Below are 23,572 nucleotides of genomic sequence, written 5' to 3' on the forward strand. Positions count from 1 at the left end.
CGTGATGGTGGACCGTCCGTAAGGCTCCGTGATCGTGGGGCCTCATCTATGCAACTTACTCACGCTTTACTCGGTTCCCGCTTCCGGGTATTAACGAGGCAGGATTGTGACCATGTCCAACACTCCCATGGCAGCGAGCCCGCTCACCCGGGCCGTACTCGAAATCGACGAGTACGCCTCCGGCCTCGGCTGGGACCAGCCCGCTCGCCTCTTCGCCCTCGTAGACACCGCGCGACTGCGGGCCCAGGAACCCGGCCTCGCGGCCCAGCTCGGCCTGCAGGACGAACCGGAGACCACCGGTCTCACCCCCATCGAGCAGGACGAGATCCCTGCCGACAAGCCGCTCGACGAGTTCCTCGGCACCATCGCCTGGCCGGACGCCGTGGTCGGCTGCGCGCTCACGGTGGAGCGGCTGATGCTGCCGCCGTCCGCGGAAGCCTCCGTCCCGGAGGGCCTCAGCGAGAAGAAGCTCGCCAAGTGGGTCGCCGAGCACCCGGACCGTCAGGAGGTACGCATGACGGTCGGCGTCCTGCGCGACGGCACCCGCGACTCGGCGCTCCGTCTGCGCGAGAAGGACGCGCCCACGGAGGTGCTCACGGGGTCGGGCCTGGTGCCGGGTCTGGCGGAGGCACTGTCGGCGACGTTCGCGGACTGATCTCTCGCTGTACGTGGCTGGGGGCGCCCCCTGATTCCGGGGCGCCCCCAGCCACGCACAACCCGATGTCCGTCAGCCCTTGGTGGTGCACTTCGGCAGGTCGGCCGTGTTGCCGGAGCTGATGTCCTTGAGGGCGCTCATCGCGTCGTCGATGGTGTTGACCTTGACGAGAGTGAGCCCCTTGGGGGTGTCCTTGGCGGCGGCCGCGCAGTTGTCCTTGGGCGTCAGGAAGTACTGGGCGCCCTTCTCGCGCGCGCCCACCGTCTTCATCTCGATGCCGCCGATCGGGCCGACCTTGCCGTCGTCGTCGATGGTGCCCGTGCCGGCCACGAACTTGCCGCCGGTGAGGTTCCCCGGGGTGATCTTGTCCACTATGCCGAGCGCGAACATCAGACCGGCGCTCGGTCCGCCGACGTCTGCCAGCTTGATGTCGATGGTGAACGGGAACGTGTGATCGGTCCCGGCCGAGATCCCGACGATCGCCCGATCCTTACCACTGTCGTCGGACTTGGTCGTGGTGATCGTCACATCCTTGGTCGCCGTCGCCGTCTTGTTCTCCTTCTCGGCGGCGGCCTGCTCCTTGGCGGGCACGATCGTGAAGACGACCTTGTCGCCCGGCTTGTGCTTGGTGACCAGCTTCGCGACCTCGTCGGGCGCCTTCACCGTCGTACCGTCGACGGCCTTGATGACGTCTCCGGCGTGCAGGCGGCCTTCGGCCGGGGAGCCCTTGAGGACCGTGGAGACGATCACCCAGGACTTCACCGGGATGTTCAGCTCCTTGAGGGCGGCCACCTTGGCGCTCTCCTGGGACTGGCTGAACTCCTCGGCGTTCTCCTGCGTCGACTGCTCCTCGGTCTTGCCGTCGGGGTAGAGCGTGTCGTGCGGCACGACCTTGTTGTCATGCGCCAGCCACCCGTACACGGCCTCGACGAGGTTCATGTTGTAGTCGGCGCTGGTGACCCGGACCGTGGTCATGTTCAGATTCCCGGTGGCCGGATACGTCTTGTGCCCGGAGATCTGCAGCACCGGCTCGCCGTCGTGCTCGCCCAGTGTGTTCACCGTGGGGCCCGGTGACATCTCCGAGTACGGCACTTTGATGAACACTCCCGCGCACAGGAGCGCGATCAGGATCAGAGTGGAGGCGAGCATCGTCGCGGTGCGGCGTGGCATGGAACGACAGTACGGGACGGTGCTGTAAGCGCACCGTCGGGGCCGTCCGTACGGGGTGGGACGGAGACGGGCTCACAGGCCGGGAGGGCGGTGGATACGGGGTCGGAGTGCGGAGGACTCACACGGCGTCGGAGTGGGACTTCTCGCCGTCCGCGGACCTCTCGATGGCGTCGGGCCTCTCCATGGCTTCACGGAAGCGCGTGTACCCCGCGAGCTCGATACCGTCTCCCGCCGTCTTGCGATTCCGGCCGGCCCAACTGCCCCACAGTCCGGCACCGACCGCAGCCACAAGCGGGATCAGCAACCAGGTGAGCGCCGCCATGTCGACCTCCCAACCCCATGAGCGACCGCAACTGACTGATCAGCAGATTACCCATCCGCAGTGCTAACGCTCACGGCAGGGGCCCGGTTACGCAACCGGAGGGCAGGTGAGAGGTTGGTTAACCCTCAAGGCCGAATGAGCGGCCGAATTCTCTGGCCGAACGAGAAGCCGGATCGTCGGCCGAATGCCCCGGCGGATCCTCGGGCTCAACGACCGGGCGGATCCTCGGGCCGAACCACCGGGCCGAACGACCGGGCCGACCCCCTCGGGCCGAACGAGCGGGCCGATCCCCTCGGGCCGAATGACGGGCGGCCTCAGCAGGCTCCGACCCACTCCTCCGTGCCGTCGGAGAACTTCTGGTGCTTCCAGATGGGCACTTCGTGCTTCAGGTCGTCGATGAGCTTGCGACACGCCTCGAAGGCCTCGCCCCGATGCGGGCACGAAACGGCGACGACGACCGCGAGGTCACCCACGGCCAGGTCCCCGATGCGGTGCACGGCGGCCAACGCCCGCACCGGATACTCGGCGACCACCTTCTCGGCGACCCGCAGCATCTCCGCCTCTGCGCTGGGGTGACACGAATACCCCAGCTCATCGACGTCGGCACCCCCGTCATGATTCCGGACGGTCCCCACGAACAGCGCGGTCCCCCCGGAGGCGTCGTCCCCCACCGCCTTGAAGACCTCGTCCAAGGAGAGCGGCGTCTCGCGAATGGCGATCAACTTGATCGCGTCCTGCGCCGCCTGCTCACCGGGATGGTCGTTCATGGATGCCATGGGCCCATCGTGCCCCACACCACTGACAACACGAAATAGAGGTTTCACCCGGCACACGCGCGTGCGCCTTTGGAGCCTCCTACAGGAGATCGTTCAGCCCGTGCCACCCAGGCCGGACCCAGACCCCCTCAGACCCGCCGCCGAGCCTTCCGAGCCCGCCGGACCACGGCAGCGGCACCCAGCAGCGCCACCGTCGCCCCCGCGGCCCCAGCCGCGGTCGCGTCCTTGCGCCCGAGCCGCCGCCCGGCCACGGTGTGCCGCCCGGCAACCTCCTCCAGCAGCTCCGCGAGGACCTCCTCATTGGTCCACTGCGGCCGCCACCCGGCGTCGTGCAGCCGACTCCCGCTCACCACCCAGGGATACATCGTGTACGCCAGGTCCCCGGCGGGCGAAGGAGTGAGCCCGATCCGGTGAAGCCGAGCGGCGGCCCCCAGAGCGACGGCGGACGGCAGTTCCATCCGCCGAATGCCGCTCAGCTCCTCGACCTCCTCCTGCTCCAGCCATCCGTCACACCCGACGGCGAGCTCCCCCTCCACCTTCTCCACGACGGCGTACTCCAGAGCGCTGCACAGGTCCTCGACGTGGCAGAACTGCCAGGCAGGCCGGGATCCCGCCACCACGAGCAGTCGAGGCGACTCGAAATACCTGGTCAGAGCGGTATCGGTGCCACCGACGAGCACGGCCGGCCGCACGACGGTGACATTGAGACCCGGATGCGCCCGCGGCGCCCGCCGCGCGAGCCGCTCGATCTCCAGAAGGTCGCCGACGCCCGTGGCCTCGGCCGTCGCCCGCAATTCGGCGTCCTCGGAGAGCGGCAGTTCGTTGTCGGGCAGCGCCCCGTAGACCATCGCGGACGTGCACAGCACCACGCGATGGACCCCGGCCGCGGCAGCGGCCGTGAGCACGGTCTGCGTCCCCCGAACGTTGTATGCCGTCCGCGCCGCCGCGTCCGTCTCCAGATCGAGGTCCAGCGCGAGATGCACCACGACATCCGCCCCGCGCAGCTTCTCGGCGATCGCCGGGTCCCGGACGTCCAGGATGTGCCACTGAGCGGCCGCGCACTCGCCGCGCCGCTCGTCGATGGCGATGACCTGCTTGATCTCCTCGCTGGCGGCGAGCCGCTCGGTGAGCAGCGCACCCACACCGGAAGCGGCGCCGGTGACCGCGACGACGGGCCCGCGTGGAGCTGGGCTGGTTGAGTGGTTTCGCGCTGCGCGAACCTGCGGATCTGGGGAACTCACCGGGCGTCTCCAGCGGTTGTCTTCAGTAACGGACACGCGTGACGCGTCCGTACCAGGTGGCATCCATCCTGCCGCAGGCCAAGAGTCGGCGAAGCACCGACGCCCGATCGGGCTGTGGTGTCTACGCTGGGTGGTGTTGTCGGGCAGCCGCCGTCGGAACGAACCGGCGGCCTTACCAGCCGAGGAATCCCGTGAGTGACACCCCATTCGGATTCGGCCTTCCGCCGGAGGAGCCGGAGAACGGCGACGAGGGCAAGAAGAAGGACCAGGAGAGCGGCGGTGGTCAGGGACCGTTCGGTTTCGGGCTGCCCGGAGCCGGTGGTCCCGGAGCCGACAATCCGCTCGCAGCCATGTTCGGTTCCATGAACCCCAATGATCTGGGCGCCGCGTTCCAGCAGCTGGGCCAGATGCTCTCGTACGAGGGCGGGCCGGTGAACTGGGACATGGCCAAGCAGATCGCCCGTCAGACGGTCTCCCAGGGCGCCCCTGGTGGCACCAAGGACGCGAGTATCGGTCCCTCCGAGCGCTCCGCGGTCGAGGAGGCCGTGCGCCTGGCCGACCTGTGGCTGGACGACGCGACATCGCTGCCGTCCGGCGCCGGCTCCGCCGTGGCCTGGAGCCGCGCGGAGTGGGTCGAGGCGACCCTGCCCGTGTGGAAGGAGCTCGTCGACCCGGTCGCCGAGCGCGTCGGCGCGGCCATGGGCGACGTCCTGCCGGAGGAGATGCAGGCCATGGCGGGCCCGCTCATCGGCATGATGCGCTCCATGGGCGGCGCCATGTTCGGCACGCAGATCGGGCAGGCCGTCGGCGTGCTCGCGGGCGAGGTCGTCGGCTCGACCGACATCGGCCTGCCGCTGGGCCCGGCGGGCAAGGCCGCGCTGCTGCCGCTGAACATCGAGTCGTTCGGCAAGGACCTGGGCGTCCCCCAGGAGGAGGTACGGCTCTACCTCGCCCTGCGCGAGGCCGCCCACCAGCGCCTCTTCGCACACGTGCCGTGGCTGCGTTCGCACCTGTTCGGCGCGGTCGAGGGCTTCGCGCGCGGCATCAAGGTCGACACGGCCAAGCTGGAGGACGTGGTCGGCCAGTTCGACCCGCAGAACCCGGAGGAGCTCCAGCAGGCGCTCCAGCAGGGCATGTTCCAGCCGGAGGACACCCCGGAGCAGAAGGCCGCGCTGGCCCGTCTGGAGACGGCGCTCGCGCTGGTCGAGGGCTGGGTGGACGCGGTCGTGCACTCGGCCGCCAAGCCGCGTCTGTCGTCCGCCGACGCGCTGCGTGAGACCCTGCGCCGCCGGCGTGCCACGGGCGGCCCCGCCGAGCAGACGTTCGCCACGCTGATCGGCCTGGAGCTGCGCCCGCGCCGACTGCGGGACGCCTCGCGGCTGTGGGCCTCGCTCACGGACGCGCGCGGCGTCGACGGCCGCGACGGCCTGTGGGCCCACCCGGACATGCTGCCGACCGCGTCCGACCTGGACGACCCGGACGGCTTCGTGCACCGCGAGCAGCTGGACTTCTCCGAGATCGACAAGATGCTCGGCGAGGCGGCGAGCGGCTCCGCCGAGAAGCCGAACCTGACGAAGGACGACGCCCCCAAGGACGACGACAAGGGCGACGACGCCGAGTGAGCCTTCACGACGACGCGGTCCTCGTACTGAAGAGCTACGAGGACCAGGAAGAGCTGCGCCAGGCCTATCTGGACCACCTGGCGGCGCACCCCGACGGCATGTGGAAGTCGTGCCACTCCGGGCACGTCACGGCGAGCGCCCTGGTGATCGATCCCGAGGGCGGCCGGGTGCTGCTCACGCTCCACAAGAAGCTGCGGATGTGGCTGCAGATGGGCGGCCACTGCGAGCCGGGTGACGCGTCCCTGGAGGCCGCGGCCCTGCGCGAGGCCACGGAGGAGTCCGGTGTCGCGGGGCTGACGCTGCTTCCGGGCGGGCCGGTCCGCCTCGACCGCCATCCGATTCCGCCGCCGTGCCACTGCCACTTCGACGTCCAGTACGCCGTGCTGGCACCGCCGGACGCGGTGCACGCGATCAGTGATGAGTCGCTCGACGTGCGCTGGTTCGCGTACGACGAGGTGGCGGACGTGGCCGACGAGTCCGTCGTACGCCTGCTGGAAGCGACGCGCGCCAGGCTCTGAACGGGCCACAGGCTCTGAACCTGTAAGGGGCGACCGCCATGACGGTCGCCCCTTACGTTTGCCTGCCGGCCTGCCGGGTGGTCAGCTCCAGACGTTGCCCTGGTTCTGCCCGTGCGCGCCGTGCTGGCCCATCCCGTACTGAGCGGCGAGGCCCTGTCCGATCACGGCATTCTGCGGCGGCAGCAGTTCGCTGGGCTGCACGAGCGCGTAGCCGTTGCCCATGAAGCTGAGCTCCCAGCCCTCACCGGTGTTGCCACGCCGCCGGAACACGCCCGAAGAGTGCGTCTGGGCCTGCATCTGCACGCGCAGACTCGTGGACCACGCGACGATCGCGTCGGCGTCGCAGTTGACGTACCGGTCCGGCGTGACCTGCATCATCAGCGGCATACCGGAGGTCATCAGCGCGACCTTGCCACGCCCCGTGATGTTGAGCTGGTACTTGCCGGAGCCGGAGATGCCGTACTGGCTGTCCACGGCGATGACCTCGTAGTGCAGCGCGGAGTCCATCGCCAGGACGTAGCTGCTGTCGACGGTGAGGCCGTCCTGGTCCACGTCCACCACATGCACATGCTGGCCGAGGTTGGCGAGGTAGACCGTCCCCTGCCCGTGACAGCGCATCAGGTCGAGGCCCTCACCGGTGTACGCACGCGCGCGGTGCTGGCTGTTGTTCTGGTACTCGGCGTCGAACTCGACGAGCCCCTGGTACGCGACCATGGTGCCCTTGCGGGCGAGCATGTCGTCGTGGCCCTCCAGGACGACGCGCAGCATCTGCGAGTTCTGCAGGCTGTAACGCTCCTGGGTCTGCTGCTCGTTGTAGCCGAAAAGCGGGCTCTGCATGGTGTCGTACTCCCCCTCAGCCCCGGACTCGGAGGCGGTCGGTGCTGTCCTCGCTGGGCTGGACGACGACGATGCCCTGCCCGGAGAACGCCATCTGGTACGCCTCGCCGCTGCCGCGTCCGATCAGCGACTGTGCCTTGAAGCTGCGCTTGCCCTTGACCTTCAGGTTCGGGGACCAGGCGACGAGCGCGTCCGGGTCGACGTACGTCTCGTCCTCACCGCCGCCGCAGTCGACGACGATCGGCTTGCCCCGGGAGGTCAGCGCGACCCATCCCTGGCCGGAGATCTTGGTGTTCCACAGTCCCTGTCCGGCGAACTTGGCGAGCCCCTTCACCCGTTCGACGCCCCACTGGAGGTGGGCGTCGAAGGCGAGCAGGTTGGTGGCGTTGACGGAGATCGCGTCCCCGTTGAGGTTGATGACGACGACGTTCGCCCCGTAGTCGGCGAGGTAGAGCAGGCCGTCACCGGAGCACTTCATCAACGGCGCGCCCTCGCCGGTGACCCAGTCGCGCGCGATCTGGCGTACGGCGGGCGGGTTGGGCTCGTACTGGACGAACCCTTCGTAGGCGACCATCGACCCCACGCGCGCGAGGAGGTCGTTTCCGGTCTGCATGGCGACCTTCAGCATGTGGTTGCCGTGGTTCTCCATGCGGGCGGTGACGGGTGCCGGGGCGAAGCCCGCGAGTGGCTGGTTCATGACGGGCTCCCTCAGACCTCGTACGGCTGGACGACGATGAAATTGCCGGGCGCGGCACGGAACTGAAGGTTCACGCTCTCTCCGGTGTCGCCGGGGTAGGCGTTGCGGCGCATCCGCACCTGGCTGGAGACGATCACCTGTGCGGCCGCGGACCAGGCGACGACCGCGTTGCAGTCGGCGAAGGTCGTGGGCGTCACCGGCAGCACGACGGGAGCACCGTGGGTCTTCACGACGATGGTGCCGGTCCCCTGGAACTGCATCGTGAACAGCGCGCCTCCGGGGATGCCGTGTCCCTCGATCCGGCGCACCTCGTACTGGAGCGACTCGTCGAAGGCGAGCACGTTCTCCGCGGACACACAGATCGCGTCACCCTGCAGCTCGATGGGGTGCAGCATCGTGGAGTTCTCCGCGAGGAACACCTGGCCCTGGCCGGTACAGCGCATCAGCTGCATCTCCTGGCCGGTCGCGTTGCCCACGATCCGGCCGGCGAATCCGGCGCCCTTGTAGCTGAAGTCGACCTTGCCCTGGTAGAGCACCATGCTGCCCTGGCGGGCCAGCACGGGCTGGCCGCCGATGCCGAGGTCCACCCGGATGAGCTTCTTGTTCTGCTGGGTCCACCGCTGGCCGGTGGGCGTCTCCTTGAAGGCTCCCAGCGCGGCGGCCACACCGGCGCCGCCCTGCGGAGCGCCCTGCGGAGCACCGTACGGGGAGGGTGCGCCGGGCTGGCCGGGGTACTGTCCGGGCGCCTGGCCCGGGACCTGCCCGTACTGCGGCTGCTGACCATAGCCAGGAGGCGCGGTCGGCGCCTGCTGACCGTAACCGGGAGGGGCGGTGGGCGCCTGCTGACCGTAACCGGGCGGCATCGGAGCCGTCTGGCCGGGAGGCTGCTGGCCGTATCCGGGCGGCGGACCGGGCTGCCCGGGCGGCTGCGCGTACGGCGCGGGGCCCGGCGGCGGCACGGCGCCGCCCGGTGGGGTGTGCAGGGGCCCGACGATGGTCGGCGCGGCGTGCACCGAGGGCGCGGCGGGCGCCGGAGCGGGCGGCGGCGTGACTCCCGGGGGCGGCGCGAAGCCTTGCGCGGCGGGCTGCGGCGCGGGCGCCGGAGCCGGGGCCGGCGCGGGTGCCGGGGCGGGCGCGGCCGGGGCACCGAACACGGGCGGCGCGGTGGCCTGGGCCGGCGGCGCGAAGGACGGTGCGGCCGCGGCCTGCGGCTGCTGCGCGGCGGGCTCCTCCTCCGCGACCTCGCCACCGAAGTTCTTCAGCAGCGCGTCGAGGCCGCCGTCGAAGCCCTGTCCCACGGCGGCGAACCGCCAGACGTCCTTCAAGTAGAAGTCGCCCAGCATCACGGCACGTTCCGTGGAGAACTCCGCGCCGTTGAACGCGTACCGCGCCACCTCCTCGCCACCGGCGACAACACGGAGGTATCCGGGGGCGATCTGCGACATCTGCCCGGCACCGTCGATGGTCGCCGTGAAGGACAGCTTCTGGATCTGTGCCGGGATCCGGTCGAGGGTCACGCGGAAGGACTCCGTGTCGCCCGACTGGGCGCCGAGGAGTTGGATGGACTCCTCAGGGGTCTTCGGCTGATTGAAGAAGACGAAGTACCGGTCGTCCGACAGCCGTTCGTCGGCGTCCAGACCGAAGCAACTGATGTCGAAGGTCAGTCCGGGGCCGGTGATCTGCACGCCTACGTACAGATCGGTGCCCGCGGTGAGGTCACTGATCTTGGCCTTGTGGCCGCGTTGGAATTCCCTGGCCATGCGTAACGACCGTCCCCCATCCCGAATACAAGTGCGTCGCGTCAGGCTAACGGCAAACTCTCGGAGTGGACGAAGCCGGTACAGACCCGGTACACAATCGCCCTCTTGAGGGCGGACCCGCTCTACTCGTCGCGCGCGGCGGGCAGATGGGGCAGCCGGTCGGCGGCGACGACCCCTTCGAGGTAACCGCGCGCACGTTCGGTACGCGGATACGCCTCGAGCAGCTGCCAGAAGCGGGGCCCGTGTCCGGGCACGAGCAGGTGGGCCAGTTCGTGGACGAGGACGTAGTCGACGACGTACTCGGGCATGCCCTGCAACCGGTGCGACAGACGGATGCTGCCCTCGGACGGGGTGCACGAGCCCCAGCGCGTGTTCTGATTCGTGACCCAGCGCACCGACGTGGGCCGGGCCCGGCCGTCGAAGTACTGGACCGACAAGCGCTCCGCACGCTCGGTCAGCTCGGCATCGCCGAGCACCCTCTTGTTCTCCTGGGCGGCCAGTTTGTCGAGCATGACGGTCACCCAGCGCTGCTCCTCCGCCTCGGACATCCGAGCGGGGATGAGCACGACGGTGCGATCGCCCTCGCGGTACGCGGAGACCGTTCTGCGCCGTCGCGTGCTCCTGCGGACCTCGATCGCGCTCGCCCCCGAGCCGCTTGGCGGCGGGCTCGTCGTGCTGCGCTGTGGACTTCCGGCGCGGTGCAGTGGGTCGGCGGGCACGCCCTGACGTTACCCGCTGCACACGGGGGAAGTCCCGCCCCCGGGACGGTTCGATGCCGATCCGCACTCCGTGCGCTTGATTTGTATGACGAACAGTGCAGCCTGTGGACAACTTTCGGCACCGTTCGGCCCGGAGGGGCATGCTGGCATTCGATCGGTGACGCAGCAGGCACACCGCCGAGACACGGGGACGGTCTATGGGCTACGGGGGTAAGTCATGCATCCGATGGTGAAGCCCGCGTTGCGGCGCGGCTGGCGGGATCTCAACACCGTGCAGTTCGGGATGGCACCCGCACACGCGATGGTGCTGGGCCCGATGGACACGGCGACGGGCAGTTTCCTGGACCTGCTCAACGGGGCACGCGGGATGCCGCTCCTGCGCGAGGAGGGACGCAGGATGGGGCTGCCCGAAGGCCATGTCGACGCGCTGGTGGAACGGCTGGCCCGCTCCGGCCTGCTGGACGACGCGACCGGAGGCGGTGCGGCCGCGGACGCCTTGCGCAAGAAGAAGGGTGTGCTGGAGCGGCTGCGCCCCGACCTCGCCTCCCTCTCCCTTGTCGCGCGCGAACCGGGCGCCGCCGTCGACCGGCTGGCCGCCCGCCGCTCACTGCGCGTACAGGTGCGCGGCGCAGGCCGGGTGGGAGTCGTCCTGGCCTCGCTGCTCGCAGGCGCGGGGGTGGGCGAGATCGATGTGCGCGACGTCGGTCGCGTCGAGCCGTGGGACGTGGCACCGGGCGGGCTGCCCGCCGAGTCCATCGGTCAGCGCCGTGAGGCGGCCGCCCATCGGGCGGTGCGCCGAGCGGCACCGGACCGTCCACTTCGGGCATCCTCGCAGGGGACCTCCTCGAACGAGGAGGACAAGGACAAGGAACGGGGACTGGCGCTGGTGATCCTCACCCCCCGGGACGGCCTCGGCATCCACGCGCCCGATCCCGCGGCGGCCGAGACTCTGATCGCCTCAGGGACGCCCCATCTCTACGCGGGTGTAGTGGAAGGCACCGGAGTCGTCGGCCCCTTGGTCCTGCCCGGCGACACCGGCTGCGCGGGCTGCCTCGACCGGGGACGCGTCGACCGGGATCCGACATGGCCTCGTCTGGTCGCGCAGTGGCGCTCCGGGCGGCAGCGGCAGGTACCGGCGTGCGACCTCCCGCTGGCGGCAGGCGTAGCCGGTCTGGCCGCCGGACACGCGCTGGCCTTCCTGGACGGCGCATTGCCCTCCAGCGCGGGGGCCCGCTGGGAGACATCGGTCCCGGGCCTCGACTGGCACGCGAGACCGGTCTGGTCGCATCCGGCATGCCCGTGCGGCGCATCGGAAAAAGCTAAGGGGGAGCGCGCCTCCGAGGACGGCGAGCCGCACGAGACAATGGCGGAGCAACGGCCGCACGCGGCACGGCTGTCTGGGACTTGGAGGGCGCATGTCTGATCTTCCCCGGAAGGCGGTCACCCGTACCGCCAAACTCGCCGCGCTGCCGCTCGGCTTCGCCGGGCGGGCGACCTGGGGGCTCGGCAAACGGATCGGCGGGAAATCGGCGGAGATCGTGGGCCGCGAGCTCCAGCAGCGCACGGCGGAGCAGCTGTTCAAGGTGCTCGGCGAGCTCAAGGGCGGCGCGATGAAGTTCGGGCAGGCACTGTCCGTCTTCGAGTCCGCGCTGCCCGAGGAGGTCGCGGGGCCGTATCGCGCGGCGCTGACGAAACTCCAGGAAGCAGCGCCGCCCATGCCGACACACTCGGTCCACTCCGCCCTGGAGGAGCGGCTCGGCGAGAACTGGTCCGAGCTGTTCCTGGAGTTCGAGGACAAGCCGTCCGCGGCGGCCTCGATCGGCCAGGTGCACCGGGCGGTGTGGCACGACGGGCGCGAGGTCGCCGTCAAGGTGCAGTACCCCGGGGCGGGCGAGGCCCTGCTGTCCGATCTGACCCAGCTCAGCCGATTCGCCAGACTTCTGGGCCCCCTGATCCCCGGCATGGACATCAAGCCGCTCATCACCGAACTGCGCGACCGGGTGTCCGAGGAGCTCGACTACGGGCTGGAGGCGCAGGCTCAGACGGCACACGCGGAGGAGTTCGCGGGCGACCCGGACGTCCTCGTCCCGGCGGTGGTCCACCAGTGCGACCAGATCCTGGTGACCGAATGGATCGACGGGACACCGCTGTCGGAGGTGATCGCCGACGGCACCCAGGAGCAACGGGACCGCGCCGGCCAGTTGCTGGCGCGCTTCCTCTTCTCGGGACCGGCTCGCACGGGCCTGCTCCACGCCGATCCGCACCCGGGCAACTTCCGTCTCCTGCCGGACGAGAAGAACGGCTGGCGCCTGGGTGTCCTGGACTTCGGAACGGTCGACCGCCTCCCGGGGGGCCTGCCCCTGCCGATCGGCGACTCCCTCCGTATGACCCTCGACGGCGATGCCAAGGCGGTCTACGAACTGCTCTGCGAGGAGGGCTTCGTCAAGGAGTCCATAGACCTCGAACCCGACGCGGTCCTGGACTACCTCCTGCCGATCATCGAACCGGCCGCGGCGGACGAGTTCACCTTCACCCGGACCTGGATGCGCAGCCAGGCCGCCCGAGTGGCCGACCCCCGCTCCCCCGCCTACCAACTGGGCAAGCAGCTCAACCTGCCCCCGGCCTACCTCCTGATACACCGCGTGACCCTGAGCACCATCGGCGTCCTGTGCCAACTGGGCGCCACGGTCCGCCTACGCGATGAACTGGAGGAGTGGCTGCCGGGGTTCCTGCCGGACGAGGAGCTGCTGGGCGACGAGGAATCGGCAGTTGAGGCGTGAGCGGGCGGGCCTACCGGCCTACCACCACGCCGAGTCCAGACGGCCCTCGATCGCTCTGAGGTTGATGCGGGCGCAACTGTCGCAGAAGTAGTGGCGGGTGCCGTTCTCGACGGAACAGGTCCAGGTCGGCCGGGGGCCCTCGGCCGGGATGCCGCAACGGGCGCACACGATGTGCTGGGCCTCGCCCGCGTCGCGTCGCGGTGCAGAGCCGGTGCTGTCACTGTCCCCGGAAAGACTCGTCACTCCGCGACGATAACGCCGTCGTCCACGGTTCGCTCGGCACAACGCACCGCGGGGGCCGGTCCGTTCGGACCGACCCCCGCGAGGATTCACTGTCTGGTACTGCCGCGACTGCAGTGGGCTACTGCATGACCGCCATGGCCAGCGCGCGCCGGGCTCGCATCGAGGCGCGCTCGGCCCGGCGCTGCATGCGGCGGGCGGTCGCCAGGCGCACGGCCCGGCGTTCCTGCTCGGCCTGGTGCAGTCGCTCGTGCATATGCGCACGAGCCAGGGCTTCTGGGATGAGTTGCATCTCTCGGGTCCTGTTCTGACGCGAGTCGTTCGCGCCGGTGGTGGTGAAGTCTGGGATCGCGGAGCCTGCGGGCTCGCTGGTGGACGGCTTCATCGGTGCCTGCTTCTTGGGGTCGTGCGTCTGGGGGCGGTCGATCGTTCCTCGGGCGTTCATGCCGCAACCGGGTTCTTGCGCGGGCGGCCACGCGGCCGCTTGCGGGCCACGACAACGCCCTGGACGAAGAGCTCGCCACCCCAGACGCCCCAGGGCTCACGCCGCTCCTTGGCGCCGGCGAGGCAGGCCTCGATCAGCGGGCAGGTGCGGCAGAGGGACTTGGCGTACTCGACATCGGCCGGCGACTCGGCGAAGAAGACCTCCGGGTCGTAGGAGCGGCAGGGGACGGGTACGCCGAGGTTCTCGATGGCGTCGTCGAGCGCGGTGAGCGCGGTGAGCGGGATCAAGGTGGAGTCCTCCGTGAGGCCGGGCGGGGGGATCGTTTCGGAAGGCGGTACGGACGGGGCGTGCGCTTCGAGTTGCACGGTTCGTCTTCCTCGTCTGGTCGTGCCGGCCGGTTGGCCGGTTGGCGGCTGGTACCGGGTTCTTTTCTTGTCCCGAGGCCCCTTCGCTCTGCCGTCCCCGGTCGGGGACAAACAGAAGGGCCGCGGATCCCGGGTGGGGTTCCGCGGCCCTGAAGGCGCCGGCCTGATCGAGGATCAGGCTGGATCACTCCAGGGTTCAGGCCCACGGAAGGCCCACATCGTGTGGTGCTGCGTCGTCTGCTTCAGGGCTCCGGCACCGGCTGCCGCAAAGGCATAGGCCTGGGCCTCTGCCACTACTGCTGCTTCCAGTGCCTGCGTCGGTCGCTCATTGCGCTCACGGATGGGAAGACCCGCGAGAGACAGGGAGGACGCCGGCCGGGCGGCACGAATGCCGGACAGACCGGTGCCCAGGTTCGAGACGCCGAGCATGCACGTGGAGACGACCGAGCGATCGGTCATTTTGACGGTGCTGATGGAGCTGGTGGTGATGCTGATCACTGGAATCGCCTCCTCTCGGCGTCTAAGGGGACCGGGGTGAGCCAGTCCGACGGTTATTAAGTACAGCACGAAACCAGGGCCTTGGAGAAGGCCGCCGTTTCCGTGCTTAGAACCTATGGGGATCGCTGGGGCATGCGCAAACTATTTTTTCGACGAGTTTGTATCAGTCACCATCTTCGTCCCCTCCAAGCACCTGACCTGCACAGATGGCCAGAACTTCGGCTCCGAAGCGGTTGAGCTTGCGTACTCCGACGCCGGGGATCCGCGCCAGCTCGCCCTCGTCGTCGGGGACGGCCTCGGCGATCGCCATCAGTGTCTTGTCGGTGAAGACACAGAACGCGGGCTGCCCACTGCGCTGCGCATGCACCGCGCGCCACTCGCGCAGCCGTTCGTAGAGACCCTCGTCCATGTCGGAGGGGCAGTCCTCACAGCGCATCAGTTTCATCTCGCCCGCGTCGGTCAGGGTGCGGCCGCAGACCCTGCACCGGGCGGGGGTTCGACTCGTCCGCCGTACGACGGTGCCGCCGCTGCTTCCGAAGCCGCGCTCGATGCCTCCCGTACCGCCGCCGCTGCCGCGGCCCGCGGTGGCGACGGAGCCCGGTCGCAGTCCGTCGAGGAAGCGGCTGGGCCGGCGGTTGGGTCTGCCGCCGGGTGAGCGGGACAACGCCCACGAGACGAACAGGTGCTCTCTGGCGCGGGTGACGCCGACATAGAGGAGGCGGCGTTCCTCCTCGATCTGTTCGTCGGTCTTTGCGTAGGTGATCGGCATCATGCCCTCAGCCACGCCGACCAGGAAGACCACGTCCCACTCAAGGCCCTTGGCGGAGTGCAGCGAGGCAAGCGTGACGCCCTGGACGGTCGGGGCGTGCTGGGCGCTCGCGCGTTCGTCGAGCTCCGCCACCAGGTCACCGAGAGTGGCGCCGGCCTTGGCGGCGGCGAAGTCCTGTGCCAGGTACACAAGGGCGGCCAGCGACTCCCAGCGCTCTCTGACCGCGCCGGAGCCGGCCGGGGGCTGGCTGGTCCAGCCTTCGCCGGACAGCACGGCACGAACCTGTGAGGGCAGGTCGACAGCGTCGTCGAGCAGGGAGTCATTGCCCCCGAAGCGGGCCGCGGCACGCAGGGCGGCACCGGCCTTGCGCACTTCGGGGCGGTCGAAGAACCGCTCGGCGCCGCGCAGCTGGTAGGGCACTCCGGCGTCGGCGAGGGCCTGTTCGTAGATCTCGGACTGGGAGTTCGTACGGAAGAGGATCGCGATCCCGCCCGCGGGGACGCCGGAGGCGATGAGGTCGCGGATGCGGCGGGCGGCTCCCTCGGCCTCGGCGGGCTCGTCCGTGTACTCGGCGTAGACGGGCTCCGGGCCCGGGGCACGCTGGGAGATCAGTTCCAAGCGGTGCTCTGCGGCCCGGCCGCGGGCCTGGGCGAGCAGTCCGTTGGCGAGGTGGACGACCTGGGGCGAGGAGCGGTAGTCGCGGACGAGCTTGACGACGGTGGCTCCGGGGTGGCGGGTACGGAAGTCGAGAAGGTGGTCGGGAGTTGCACCGGTGAACGAATAGATCGTCTGGCTGGCGTCACCGACGACGCACAGGCTGTCGCGCTCACCGAGCCACAACTCCAGGAGTCGCTGCTGGAGCGGGCTGACGTCCTGGTACTCGTCGACCACGAAGTGCTGGTACTGGGAGCGGACCTGCTCGGCGATGTCGTGCCGGTCCTGGAGGATGGCGACCGTCAGCAGCAGGACGTCCTCGAAGTCGATGACCGCGCGGTCGCGTTTGAGGTCCTCGTACGTCGCGTAGAGCTGGGCGATCTCGGCCGGATCGCGGGGGGCTTCGCGACCGGCCTTGGCGACGGCGGCCGCGTAGTCGGCGGGGATGGTCTGGGTGACCTTGGACCACTCGATCTCGCCGGTGACATCGCGCAGTTCGCCCCGGTCGAGGCGGATGCGGCAGGCGGCTGCCGCATCGGCTACGAGCTGGATCTTGCGGTCGACCAGCCGGGGCAGACTGCCACCGACTGCTTTCGGCCAGAAGTACTGAAGTTGGCGGAGCGCGGCGGAGTGGAAGGTGCGGGCTTGTACCCCGCCGGCGCCGAGCTGACGGAGGCGGCCGCGCATCTCGCCCGCGGCGCGGTTGGTGAAGGTGACGGCCAGCACGCTGGAAGGCTGCAGGATCCCCGCGCGCACCCCGTAGGCGATGCGGTGGGTGATGGCCCGCGTCTTGCCCGTGCCGGCGCCCGCCAGCACGCACACCGGACCGTGCAGGGCGGTGGCGACCTCGCGCTGCTCGGGGTCGAGCCCGTCGAGCACCGCGTCGGCCGTGTCCGGAACCTGCGGGAAGAGGGTGGAGTGCGTTGCTGCTGTCACCCCGCCATGCTGCCAGGTCGCCGGAGACGGATGAGCTGGTTGTCCACAGGGAGGCACCTGCAGTCGTACTAATGCGGCAGGCGTCACGTCCCAAGCCGGGACACTCGGATACCCCCTACGGGAATGGCGGCCAGGTCACATACGTTGCACTGCCAGCGACCACGCACCCCGAAGCCGTGAAGGAGCGCAAACGACATGCAGGGCACTGTGACGATGTACAGCACCACGTGGTGTGGCTACTGCCGTCGGCTGAAGAGCCAGATGGACCGCGAGGGCATCACGTACAACGAGATCAACATCGAGCAGGACCCGCAGTCCGCGGCGTTCGTGGAGAAGGCGAACGGCGGAAACCAGACGGTTCCCACCGTTCTCTTCCCGGACGGTTCGACGCTCACGAACCCTTCGCTGGCACAGGTCAAGCAGAAGATCGGCGTCTGAGCGACGTCAGGCGGCTGCCCCTCGCGTCGGCAGGGGCTTGCCGTACCAGAGCTCGATGAGGCGGGCCGCGATCGAGATTCCATAGGGAGGCAGCACCTCCCCGGACTCGAAGGCGGCCCGCAGGTCTTCCCGGGAGAACCAGCGGGCCTCGTGGATCTCCTCGCCGTCGACGTTGATCTCGGACGAGGTGGCGCGGGCCATGAATCCCAGCATGAGGCTGGAGGGGAAGGGCCAGGGCTGGCTGGCGATGTACTCCACCTCACCGACCGTGACGCCCACCTCTTCGAAGACCTCGCGGCGCACGGACTGCTCGATGGACTCGCCGGGCTCGACGAAGCCGGCGAGCGTGGAGAAGCGGCCTTCGGGCCAGTGCACCTGACGGCCGAGCAGGATGCGGTCCTCGTCGTCCGTGACGGCCATGATCACAGCCGGGTCGGTGCGGGGGTAGTGCTCGGCTCCGCAGGCGGGGCAGCGGCGGATGTGACCGGCGGCCGCGATGACCGTGCGCTCGCCGCAGCGCGAGCAGAAGCGGTGCAGCCGCTGCCAGTTCTCCAGAGCGACCGCGTGCACCATCAGACCCGCGTCGCGGGGGGACAGCAGCAGCCCGGCCTCGCGCAGCCCCGCGGCGCGCGCCGACTGGTCGATACGGCCGGGAAGCGCGTCCTTCTGGAGTGCGAAGTAGCTCACACCGTCGTCGTCCGTGCCGAGGAAGTAGCGGTGCGCCTCCGTGAGCGGGGCCTCGAAGGAGGGGGTCATCACGAGTTCGGTGGTGCCGTCCGCCGTCTCGTCGATGAGCACCTGACCGCCGGAGACCACGAAGACACGGGTCGTGGGATGGCTCCAGGCCGCCGCGAGCCAGGCCTCGTCGAGCCGGTGGTGGGCGGCCCGGTCGATGCCGCTCGGGGCGGTGAGCGAGATGGGACGGTCGGCGGTGCGGTCGGTCCAGGTGGTCACGGGTGCTTCCAACTCCCCCGGTGGAACGGTTATTTCGGCGGGCGGTTCAGCAGGACGTACGGCGGTGCGGTGGTGCGGGGCGCTCTTCAGGACATGGATCGCCTTTTTCGTGGATGCCTGTTCAGTGTGCCTCGCGCCAGCTTTCGGCCAGATCGCCCCACAGGTGGGCGGTGGTTTCGACGCCCTTCATGAGGAGATCGAGCTCGACTTTCTCGTTGGGGGCGTGCCAGCCGTCGGAGGGGACGGAGATGCCCAGGAAGAGCACGGGGGCGCCGAGGACCTCCTGGAGGTCGGCCGCGGGTCCCGAGCCACCCTCACGGGTGAAGCGGATCGGCTGCTCGAAGGCCCGGCCCATCGCCCGTACGACGGACTGGAGGGCCGGGTGATCCAGCGGCGTCAGACACGGGCGCGTGGCCGCACCGAACGTGATCTCGTACCGGATCCCCGCGGGCACCTGCTCGGCGGCCCAGGCGCGTACGGCCTTCTCGATGTGCTCGGGGTCCTGTCCCGCGACCAGCCGGAAGGAGAGCTTCACCATGGCCGAGGACGGGATGATCGTCTTGCTGCCGGGGCCCTGGTAGCCGCCGCCGATGCCGTTGACCTCGGCGGTCGGGCGGGCCCAGATGCGCTCCAGGGTGGTGTGTCCGGCCTCTCCGTGAGTGGCCGTCGACTTGGCGGTGCGCAGCCACCGCTCCTCGTCGAAGGGCAGCTCGGCGAAGAGCTCCCGCTCCTGGTCGGTGAGTGCGGTGATGCCTTCGTAGAAGCCGGGTACGGCCACCCGCGCGTGCTCGTCGTGCAGGGCCGCGACAAGTCGGGCGGCGACGGTCGCCGGGTTGGGCACGGCACCGCCGAAGGATCCGGAGTGGATGTCCTGGTCGGGGCCGTACAGCTCGATCTCGCACTCCGCGAGGCCGCGCATCCCGGTACACACCGTGGGGGTGTCCTCGGACCACATGCCGGTGTCGGAGACGATCACGGCGTCGGCGGCCAGCCGCTGCGCCTTCGCTTCGACGAGGTCACGGAAGTGCGGGGAGCCGGATTCCTCCTCGCCCTCGATCAGGAGCTTGAGGTGGACGGCCGGGGCAGTGCGCCCAGTGGCGGCGAGGTGGGCGCGGACCCCGAGTGTGTGAAAGAACACCTGGCCCTTGTCGTCGGCAGCCCCGCGCGCGTAGAGGCGGTTTCCGCGGATCACCGGCTCGAAGGGCTCCGTGTCCCAGCCGTCCTCACGGGCGGCGGGCTGCACGTCGTGGTGCCCGTAGACCAGGACCGTAGGAGCTTCCGGGTCCTCGGAGGGCCACTCGGCGAAGACGGCCGGGGCGCCCGCGGTCGGCCAGACCTCGGTGGTCGGGAAGCCGGTCTCCCGGAGCTTGGCGGCAAGCCAGTCGGCGCTGCGCGCCACGTCCGCGGCGTGGTCGGGCTGCGCCGACACCGAGGGGATGCGCAGCCACTCCGCGAGGTCGTCGAGGAAGGCGGTGCGGTGGTTCTGGATGTACGTGCGGACGGTGCTGACGGCGTTGTCAACGGGCTTGCTCATGCTCACGAGCCTATCCGCCCACGGGGGCATGTTCGTCCGGCGGTTCTCCGGCAGCCCCTTCATGTGGGCCTGCTGGGTCTTCGATGAGCAGGCGCTCCAGTGCGGCACGGTCCGGGAGGTGGTCCGGCCGGACGACCTCGCCGCTGCGGACGTACAGGAACGCGGCCTTGACGGACTCCAGGGGCACGCCGTGCTGCTCGGCCCAGGCGAGACGGTAGAGCGCGAGCTGAAGGGGGTCGGCGGTGCGGCCGCGGCCCGTCTTCCAGTCGACGATCTCGTACGTCGTCCTGTCGCCGTCGCCCTCCCTGTACACGGCGTCGATACGGCCGCGTACGACGCGTCCCGCGATCGCGAGCTGGACGGGCGTCTCGACGCGATACGGGGTCCGGTGCGCGTACGGGCTGCGTTCGAAGGCGTCCTTGAGGGCCTCCAGGTCGCGCTCGTCAGCGATCTCGGCCTCGCTGCCGGGCAGCTCCTCCGGCTCCAGCATGGGCAACCGCAGCTCTTCGAAGCGGGACTCGATCCAGGCATGGAAGCGGGTGCCCTGGCGCGCGGCCGGCTGCGGGGGGCGCGGCATGGGGCGTGCCAGCTCCTGCGCGAAGCCGTCCGGATCGGCGGCCAGGCGCAGTAGCTGCGACGCGGTGAGCGACGGCGGCAGGGGTACGTCCGTGACGCTCACGCGGGCGCGCAGGAGCTCTCCGGTCAGCGCGTCCAGGTCACGGTCCCAGGAGGCGAGGGTGCGGGCCTCTTCGGGGGTGAGGTGCAAGGGATCCTCGGGGTGAGGACGAGCCTCCGGGGCGGGCGCCTGGTGCGGAACCGTCGGGCGGGCACTCATGCGATCGGTCGCCCGGTCCGTCGGGCGATCCGTCGGGCGGTCCGTCGGGCGATCCGTCGGGCGGTCCGTCGGGCGATCCATGGTCCAGGAGTCCCAGTCGGAGTCGTCCCCGTCGGGGAAGCCGTCGTCCCCGTCGGGGAAGCCGTCGTCCCCGTAGGGAATGGCGTCGTAGGAGGGGTCGTCGTCCTCCGGCGGAGGCGGCCAGTCCGGATCGTCGTACGAGGACGAGTCGTGCGAAGCCCTGGGGCGCCCCGCGGCCCCGGGGTGGACCTCCTCGTGCGACGCCACCCGCTCCAGGTGGGCGAGTACGGTCTCCGCGGCCGCGCGGCGGCGGGCGAGTGCCGCGTCGTCGAGCGGGAGCGGCCACGCGTGGTCGGCGGCCGCCTCGCGCAGGGCGGGGTTCTCCTCGTCCTCCGCGGGCTCGTCCGCCCAGACCTCGATCTCGCCGTGTCCGGCCGCGCAGTGCTCGTACAGGGCATGCAGGAAGTCCGAAGGGCCGCGGGGTTTCTTCTGGGAGGGGCCCCACCAGTGGCCGGAGCCGAGCAGGAGCGAGCGGGGGCGGGTGAAGGTGACGTAGCCGAGGCGGAGTTCCTCGGTGTGCTGGTGGTCCTTCATGGCCTCGTGGAAGGCCTTGATGCCCTTGGCGTCCCAGGCCTCGATGTCGGGCAGCGTGTCGGCGTCGCCGCGCAGTTCGTGCGGCAGGACCTTGCCCTGGGCGGTCCACTTCTCGCGGCCCTGGGTGCTGGGGAAGGTGCCGGTGACGAGGCCGGGGACCGCGACGACGTCCCATTCCAGGCCCTTGGACTTGTGCGCGGTCAGCACCTTGACGGTGTCCTCGCCGCCGGGCAGGGCGTTGTCGAGGCCCTTCTCGTACTGCGCGGCGGTGCGCAGGAAGCCGAGGAAGGCCAGCAGGGTCGCCTCTCCGTCGCCCGCGGCGAAGGACGCGGCGATGTCCAGGAAGTTCGACAGGGTCTCGCGGCGGCGGGCGGCCAGGGCGTGCGGCGACGCGGAGAGCTCGACCTCCAGGCCGGTGACGGCGAGCACCCGATGCAGGACGTCCATCAGCGGGTCGGCGAGGGAGCGGCGCAGGTCGCGCAGCTCGGCGGCGAGCCGCGCGAACCGCACTCGCGCGTCCGGCGAGAAGGGCAGCCCGTCGTCGTCCCCCTCGGCCTCGATGGGCATCTCCAGGAACGTGTCGAGCGCGTCGGCGAGCGATATCACCTCCGACGGATCGACCCCCTCGACCGCTGCGGCGAGTCGGCGGTCCGGATCGTCATCGGCCCCCACGCGCGCGTGGGACACCAGGAGGCGAGCACGCCGCCCCAGGAGGGCGAGGTCGCGCGGCCCGATCCGCCAGCGCGGACCGGTGAGCAGGCGTACCAAGGAGGCGTTGGCGCCCGGGTCCTGGAGAACCTCACAGACCGCTACGAGATCCGCGACCTCGGGAAGATGCAGCAGCCCGGAGAGGCCCACCACCTCGACCGGAATGTCACGGGCGACGAGCGCTCCCTGGATCTCGGCGAAGTCGGTGGCCGTACGGCACAGAACCGCGATCTCGCCGGCCGCCTTTCCGGTGCGTACGAGATGGGCGATGGAGTCGGCGAGCCAGTCGATCTCCTCGGCGTGAGTGGGCAGCAGCGCGCAGCGGACCACGCCGTCGCGCTCTGCTCCCGGGGCGGGGCGCAGGGACTCCACGCCCGCGTGCATGGCGCGCAGGGGCTCCGCGAGGCCGTTGGCAAGGTCGAGGAGGCGGCCGCCGCTGCGGCGGTTCTCGCTGAGCGCCTGGCGGGTCGCGGGGCGGCCGTCGGGGTGCGCGAAGTGCTCGGGAAAGTCGTCGAGGTTGGCGACGGAGGCGCCGCGCCAGCCGTAGATCGCCTGGCAGGGGTCGCCGACCGCGGTCACCGGGTGCCCGGTGCCGCCGCCGAACAGCCCCGCGAGCAGGACGCGTTGGGCCACCGAGGTGTCCTGGTACTCGTCCAACAGGACCACGCGGAACTCGTTGCGCAGGATCTCTCCGACTTCGGGCCGGGTGCGGGCGAGGGTGGCAGAAAGGGCGATCTGGTCGCCGAAGTCGAGCAGATCGCGCTCCCGCTTGGCCGCGCGGTAGCGGCCCACCAGCTCGGCGAGTTCACGTCGGGCCGCGGCCGCCTCGGGGACCTTGCGCAGATCGGCATTGGTGAGTTTGGCGCCCTCCAGGGAGCGCAACAGCTCGGCGTCGTACGCGCGCAGGTCCTCGGGGCGTACGAGGTGTTCGGCGAGCTCGGAGTCGAGCGTGAGGAGGTCGCCGACCAGGTCGGGGAAGGAACGGGTCAGCGCCGGGTACGGCCCCGGTGCCTCGCGCAGCACGCGCGCGGCGAGCTGATAGCGGGTGGCGTCGGCGAGCAGGCGGGACGTCGGTTCGAGTCCTATGCGCAGCCCGTGGTCGGTCAACAGGCGGCCCGCGAAGGCGTGGTAGGTGGAGATGACGGGCTCGCCCGGCGGATTGTCGGGGTCGATCACGTCCGGATCGGTGACGCCCGCCTTGATGAGCGCCTTGCGGACGCGCTCGGCGAGTTCACCCGCGGCCTTGTTGGTGAACGTCAGGCCGAGCACCTGCTCGGGAGCGACCTGTCCGGTGCCGACCAGCCACACCACGCGCGCCGCCATCACCGTGGTCTTGCCCGAACCGGCTCCGGCCACGATCACCTGCGGGGCGGGCGGTGCGGTGATGCAGGCCGTCTGCTCCGGGGTGAACGGGATGCCGAGGAGCTCCTTGAGCTGCTCGGGATCGGTGATACGGGCGGGCACGTCAGAGAGGCTAATGGCGC

The 23,572-nt window shown here is 70.2% G+C and carries 22 protein-coding genes; 6 read left to right on the top strand and 16 right to left on the bottom strand.

What is annotated here, in order from left to right; genetic code table 11:
• Window positions 1-112: 112 nt before the first annotated feature.
• Entirely contained in the window at window positions 113-655 is a 543-nt protein-coding gene (locus tag IEY95_RS30490) for a PPA1309 family protein (protein ID WP_189189364.1), read from the top strand.
• Between the two features lie 72 nt (window positions 656-727).
• Here IEY95_RS30490 and IEY95_RS30495 read toward each other — a convergent pair whose 3' ends face one another.
• The 4 genes from IEY95_RS30495 to IEY95_RS30510 form a co-directional block, all read right to left on the bottom strand.
• Complete coding sequence (locus tag IEY95_RS30495) at window positions 728-1,825, bottom strand: YlbL family protein (RefSeq protein ID WP_189189365.1); 1,098 nt, start codon at window positions 1,823-1,825, stop codon at window positions 728-730.
• A 118-nt stretch (window positions 1,826-1,943) separates the two neighbouring features.
• A complete protein-coding gene (locus IEY95_RS30500) occupies window positions 1,944-2,147 on the bottom strand; it encodes a hypothetical protein (RefSeq protein ID WP_189189366.1) in 204 nt (67 codons plus the stop codon).
• 314 nt (window positions 2,148-2,461) lie between these two features.
• Complete coding sequence (locus tag IEY95_RS30505) at window positions 2,462-2,923, bottom strand: molybdenum cofactor biosynthesis protein MoaE (RefSeq protein ID WP_189189367.1); 462 nt, start codon at window positions 2,921-2,923, stop codon at window positions 2,462-2,464.
• 128 nt (window positions 2,924-3,051) lie between these two features.
• A complete protein-coding gene (locus IEY95_RS30510) occupies window positions 3,052-4,164 on the bottom strand; it encodes an SDR family oxidoreductase (RefSeq protein WP_189189368.1) in 1,113 nt (370 codons plus the stop codon).
• A 191-nt stretch (window positions 4,165-4,355) separates the two neighbouring features.
• Between IEY95_RS30510 and IEY95_RS30515 the strand changes: the two genes are divergently transcribed.
• Both IEY95_RS30515 and IEY95_RS30520 read left to right on the top strand, forming a co-directional pair.
• Window positions 4,356-5,786, top strand: a complete 1,431-nt coding sequence (locus IEY95_RS30515; protein WP_189189369.1) for a zinc-dependent metalloprotease — start codon at window positions 4,356-4,358, stop codon at window positions 5,784-5,786.
• Complete coding sequence (locus tag IEY95_RS30520; protein WP_189189370.1) at window positions 5,783-6,304, top strand: NUDIX hydrolase; 522 nt, start codon at window positions 5,783-5,785, stop codon at window positions 6,302-6,304. Before IEY95_RS30515 ends, IEY95_RS30520 begins: the two co-directional genes overlap by 4 nt.
• Window positions 6,305-6,385: 81 nt before the next feature.
• On the opposite strand, the gene IEY95_RS30525 is transcribed toward IEY95_RS30520, so the two are convergent.
• The 4 genes from IEY95_RS30525 to IEY95_RS30540 form a co-directional block, all read right to left on the bottom strand.
• Complete coding sequence (locus IEY95_RS30525) at window positions 6,386-7,141, bottom strand: AIM24 family protein (RefSeq protein ID WP_189189371.1); 756 nt, start codon at window positions 7,139-7,141, stop codon at window positions 6,386-6,388.
• Between the two features lie 16 nt (window positions 7,142-7,157).
• Complete coding sequence (locus IEY95_RS30530; RefSeq protein ID WP_189189372.1) at window positions 7,158-7,838, bottom strand: AIM24 family protein; 681 nt, start codon at window positions 7,836-7,838, stop codon at window positions 7,158-7,160.
• 11 nt (window positions 7,839-7,849) lie between these two features.
• Window positions 7,850-9,598, bottom strand: coding sequence for a TerD family protein (locus IEY95_RS30535; protein ID WP_189189373.1), 1,749 nt, complete (start codon window positions 9,596-9,598; stop codon window positions 7,850-7,852).
• A 122-nt stretch (window positions 9,599-9,720) separates the two neighbouring features.
• The gene (locus IEY95_RS30540; protein ID WP_189189374.1) at window positions 9,721-10,317 is read right to left on the bottom strand and encodes a M48 metallopeptidase family protein; all 597 of its coding nucleotides are present in this window, start codon (window positions 10,315-10,317) and stop codon (window positions 9,721-9,723) included.
• Between the two features lie 217 nt (window positions 10,318-10,534).
• Here IEY95_RS30540 and IEY95_RS30545 point away from each other — a divergent pair, with 217 nt between their 5' ends.
• Window positions 10,535-11,740, top strand: a complete 1,206-nt coding sequence (locus IEY95_RS30545) for a TOMM precursor leader peptide-binding protein (protein WP_189189375.1) — start codon at window positions 10,535-10,537, stop codon at window positions 11,738-11,740.
• Window positions 11,733-13,097 (top strand): ABC1 kinase family protein, encoded by a 1,365-nt coding sequence (locus tag IEY95_RS30550; protein ID WP_189189376.1) that lies wholly within the window; start codon window positions 11,733-11,735, stop codon window positions 13,095-13,097. The genes IEY95_RS30545 and IEY95_RS30550 overlap by 8 nt, the downstream gene beginning before the upstream one ends.
• Before the next feature lie 18 nt (window positions 13,098-13,115).
• Here the strand turns inward: IEY95_RS30550 and IEY95_RS30555 are convergent, their stop codons facing one another.
• From IEY95_RS30555 to IEY95_RS30575, 5 genes are all read right to left on the bottom strand, one after another.
• A complete protein-coding gene (locus IEY95_RS30555) occupies window positions 13,116-13,340 on the bottom strand; it encodes a hypothetical protein (RefSeq protein ID WP_189189377.1) in 225 nt (74 codons plus the stop codon).
• 118 nt (window positions 13,341-13,458) lie between these two features.
• Window positions 13,459-13,782 carry a putative WhiB-interacting protein gene (locus IEY95_RS30560; protein ID WP_189189378.1) on the bottom strand — a complete coding sequence of 108 codons (324 nt, stop codon included), beginning with the start codon at window positions 13,780-13,782 and terminating at the stop codon, window positions 13,459-13,461.
• Window positions 13,779-14,147: a WhiB family transcriptional regulator gene (locus tag IEY95_RS30565; RefSeq protein WP_054228178.1), complete on the bottom strand. Its 369-nt coding sequence runs from the start codon at window positions 14,145-14,147 to the stop codon at window positions 13,779-13,781. Before IEY95_RS30565 ends, IEY95_RS30560 begins: the two co-directional genes overlap by 4 nt.
• A gap of 174 nt (window positions 14,148-14,321) precedes the next feature.
• Window positions 14,322-14,645 (bottom strand): hypothetical protein, encoded by a 324-nt coding sequence (locus IEY95_RS30570; protein ID WP_189189379.1) that lies wholly within the window; start codon window positions 14,643-14,645, stop codon window positions 14,322-14,324.
• Between the two features lie 163 nt (window positions 14,646-14,808).
• On the bottom strand, window positions 14,809-17,004 hold the full coding sequence (locus IEY95_RS30575) for an ATP-dependent DNA helicase UvrD2 (protein WP_189189380.1): 2,196 nt from the start codon (window positions 17,002-17,004) through the stop codon (window positions 14,809-14,811).
• A 195-nt stretch (window positions 17,005-17,199) separates the two neighbouring features.
• Between IEY95_RS30575 and IEY95_RS30580 the strand changes: the two genes are divergently transcribed.
• Window positions 17,200-17,442 (top strand): mycoredoxin, encoded by a 243-nt coding sequence (locus IEY95_RS30580; RefSeq protein WP_081219297.1) that lies wholly within the window; start codon window positions 17,200-17,202, stop codon window positions 17,440-17,442.
• A gap of 6 nt (window positions 17,443-17,448) precedes the next feature.
• On the opposite strand, the gene nudC is transcribed toward IEY95_RS30580, so the two are convergent.
• The 3 genes from nudC to IEY95_RS30595 all read right to left on the bottom strand — a co-directional run bounded on the left by nudC (window position 17,449) and on the right by IEY95_RS30595 (window position 23,552).
• Complete coding sequence (nudC, locus tag IEY95_RS30585; protein WP_189189381.1) at window positions 17,449-18,396, bottom strand: NAD(+) diphosphatase; 948 nt, start codon at window positions 18,394-18,396, stop codon at window positions 17,449-17,451.
• Window positions 18,397-18,517: 121 nt separating this feature from the next.
• Window positions 18,518-19,930 carry a dipeptidase gene (locus IEY95_RS30590; protein ID WP_189189382.1) on the bottom strand — a complete coding sequence of 471 codons (1,413 nt, stop codon included), beginning with the start codon at window positions 19,928-19,930 and terminating at the stop codon, window positions 18,518-18,520.
• Between the two features lie 10 nt (window positions 19,931-19,940).
• Entirely contained in the window at window positions 19,941-23,552 is a 3,612-nt protein-coding gene (locus IEY95_RS30595) for a UvrD-helicase domain-containing protein (protein WP_189189383.1), read from the bottom strand.
• Window positions 23,553-23,572 lie beyond the last annotated feature (20 nt).

The sequence above is a fragment of the Streptomyces albiflavescens genome (assembly GCF_014645835.1).
Lineage (GTDB): Bacteria > Actinomycetota > Actinomycetes > Streptomycetales > Streptomycetaceae > Streptomyces > Streptomyces albiflavescens.

Excerpts from the sequence above, each read along its gene's own strand:
- IEY95_RS30560 (WP_189189378.1), bottom strand. The coding sequence starts at position 13,782 with ATGAACGCCCGAGGAACGATCGACCGCCCCCAGACGCACGACCCCAAG.
- IEY95_RS30550 (WP_189189376.1), top strand. The coding sequence starts at position 11,733 with ATGTCTGATCTTCCCCGGAAGGCGGTCACCCGTACCGCCAAACTCGCC.
- IEY95_RS30530 (WP_189189372.1), bottom strand. The coding sequence starts at position 7,838 with ATGAACCAGCCACTCGCGGGCTTCGCCCCGGCACCCGTCACCGCCCGC.
- IEY95_RS30490 (WP_189189364.1), top strand. The coding sequence starts at position 113 with ATGTCCAACACTCCCATGGCAGCGAGCCCGCTCACCCGGGCCGTACTC.
- IEY95_RS30580 (WP_081219297.1), top strand. The coding sequence starts at position 17,200 with ATGCAGGGCACTGTGACGATGTACAGCACCACGTGGTGTGGCTACTGC.
- IEY95_RS30525 (WP_189189371.1), bottom strand. The coding sequence starts at position 7,141 with ATGCAGAGCCCGCTTTTCGGCTACAACGAGCAGCAGACCCAGGAGCGT.
- IEY95_RS30495 (WP_189189365.1), bottom strand. The coding sequence starts at position 1,825 with ATGCCACGCCGCACCGCGACGATGCTCGCCTCCACTCTGATCCTGATC.
- IEY95_RS30535 (WP_189189373.1), bottom strand. The coding sequence starts at position 9,598 with ATGGCCAGGGAATTCCAACGCGGCCACAAGGCCAAGATCAGTGACCTC.
- IEY95_RS30590 (WP_189189382.1), bottom strand. The coding sequence starts at position 19,930 with ATGAGCAAGCCCGTTGACAACGCCGTCAGCACCGTCCGCACGTACATC.
- IEY95_RS30505 (WP_189189367.1), bottom strand. The coding sequence starts at position 2,923 with ATGGCATCCATGAACGACCATCCCGGTGAGCAGGCGGCGCAGGACGCG.
- IEY95_RS30545 (WP_189189375.1), top strand. The coding sequence starts at position 10,535 with ATGCATCCGATGGTGAAGCCCGCGTTGCGGCGCGGCTGGCGGGATCTC.
- IEY95_RS30500 (WP_189189366.1), bottom strand. The coding sequence starts at position 2,147 with ATGGCGGCGCTCACCTGGTTGCTGATCCCGCTTGTGGCTGCGGTCGGT.